A 2,067-nucleotide genomic window follows, 5' to 3' on the forward strand; every position below is an offset into this window, starting at 1 on the left:
CTGAGTTCGGAATAAGACATAGGGCAGCACCGTACCGGAAAGGTCAGGTGTTGCACTCAGTTTTTGCCGCCGCCGATTTAAAGATGTTTCCTACAAGAAAGATCCGCTTCCGCATACTGACCATCTGGACTTGCCATCATGTTTAAACAACATGCCCGGTCCCTAATGCAATCCTGCTACGCCCTCCTCTAGAAAAATCCGCTGCGGCAGTTTGAAACCACGCAACTTCAACAAACTCATGGGGCCAGCCTGAAGCTCGGTACGTAAATGCCAGACCAGGTTTAAGCCATCGGGGGCTTTAACCACGATGCGGTAACGGCTTTCGCCATCATCCAACGGGGTAAACTGCGCTTGCTCAAGAAAACGAATCAGGCCCCAGGTACCCTGGTACTCACCGAATAGTCGTTCGCCCGTTTGCGTTGAGATCCAGGTCAGACTTGTGCCCGGATAGTCACTGCGACCCGGCCAACTGAAACGTTGCCACTTCTCTCGTTGGTTGAAGTACGCGTGCTTTTCGCCATTGAGCACAAAGTTCGTTTGCACGACATCACGCGAAGCTTTGCCTTGCAGTTCAAAGCTCAACCCCATGCCGCCATCGGTGTAAAGCACATCGGCCAGGTCGGTGAGCTGATTGATTGCCTGAAGAAACTTCGGGTTTAAGCGCAAGCCCTGGCTATTACGCGGATCAGCCACCCAGCGGTTACCTTCCTTACGCACTATGCCGCTGAGTTGGCGTTGCAAAAACTGCTCGATAAGCCCGGAGTCGGCCCGAATCATTTGTCCCAGCATGGGCAACGAGATATCGCTGGTTGTGGAAGCAAACGGGTAACGACTGGCGAAAGCATTCTGCCAAGGACTGACAATTGCGCGCTGCCACTGACTATTTAGAGCGGCTGCCGAAGGCTCCAGAACGCGTTGCCAGGCTTGCTCCAGCGGCTGCACAAAAAGCGTCTGGCCAACAGGCCCCCACTCTGCGCCCAGGCTAGCGGCGATCAAGCTGCCATAGGATTGCGTGTCGGTGAGATCAATACTCTTGCCTTGAAACACGGTCTGCGCCAGCGCCTGAGTCATTGCCTGTGGGTCAGGTGCATTGAGGATTTGCTGCAGTTTCAAACGCACACGTGTCACGCGATTGAGAAATGCCTGCAAATTCAGGCTGTCATTGCCACCGTTGCTCTCGGGGTCTTTGCCCAGCAGCGCCAATAACGGCCCAAAGGTCTTGTCCAGCGGACTGCTCGACCCTGGCAAGGGTTGCTCGATCTGCGGCACTTTATCTTTAGCCATAAGCTTCTGCGCCGACTTCACCAACGAGTCAGCCAACGCTTGATTACGCGTTCCCGCTTGCCCCTGATAGGCCAAGGTGTTCATCAGCGCAATCAGCGGTGACTGACGTACATCGCTCATCAAGGTCAATTGGTCGATCACGTCGGCCAGGCTGTCAGCTTGTTGCCAGCGCAGGCTGTTGAGAAACTCCAGCCAGGCGTTGCTGTAGTCCTGAAAGTAGCGCTCGGTGAGGCGTTCGCGCAGCACGTCAGGGGTCAAATCAGCTTCTATGTCGCCGGGTTTGTCGCTCAGCACCCAGTCGATTTCTTCGCGGCGGGCCTCGGCAATTTCGTCGATGGCCTCTCGCACATGACCTTCCCAGGCTTGACGAGTAAAGACGCCCGCCACGCCATAGTCAGTGGTGAACAAGGCGTGCGCCTCGGTGTCACCGACCATCTGTTGCAGGCTCATTGCCGGGTAGTGAATAGCGGCTGCGTCGAGTACTTTTTGGTACAGATTGGCCTCGGCGTTGCGCTGGCCCAACTGACCCAGCAGTACCTGACGGGCCTGAGCCACCAAGACAGGGTCGGCCTCGATGCGCCACTCGGGATGCGCAGCCAGTTGCTCCCCATAAAATTGCCATAAGTTAGGCGACAAACCCTGCCAGAGCCCCGGCGAGAAACCCGCCCGCAGCGGCTCGGCATTGCCCAACACGTTGGCCAGAAAAGCCGCGTCGGCCTTTTCGGGGCGCGCCATCATCAGGTACGCCTTCAATAAATCGTAGGCGCCACGGGCACGATTGGC

Annotated in this window: 1 protein-coding gene; it reads right to left on the minus strand. The window is 56.5% G+C overall.

Going from position 1 to position 2,067, the window contains the following annotated elements; translation table 11 throughout:
- Nucleotides 1–162: 162 nt before the first annotated feature.
- On the minus strand, nucleotides 163–2,067 hold a 1,905-nt coding region (locus tag GHN86_RS22920), incomplete at its 5' end, for an ImcF-related family protein (protein WP_323369502.1).

It is taken from the genome of Pseudomonas helleri, from assembly GCF_009600315.1.
Taxonomy (GTDB): Bacteria; Pseudomonadota; Gammaproteobacteria; order Pseudomonadales; family Pseudomonadaceae; genus Aquipseudomonas; species Aquipseudomonas helleri_A.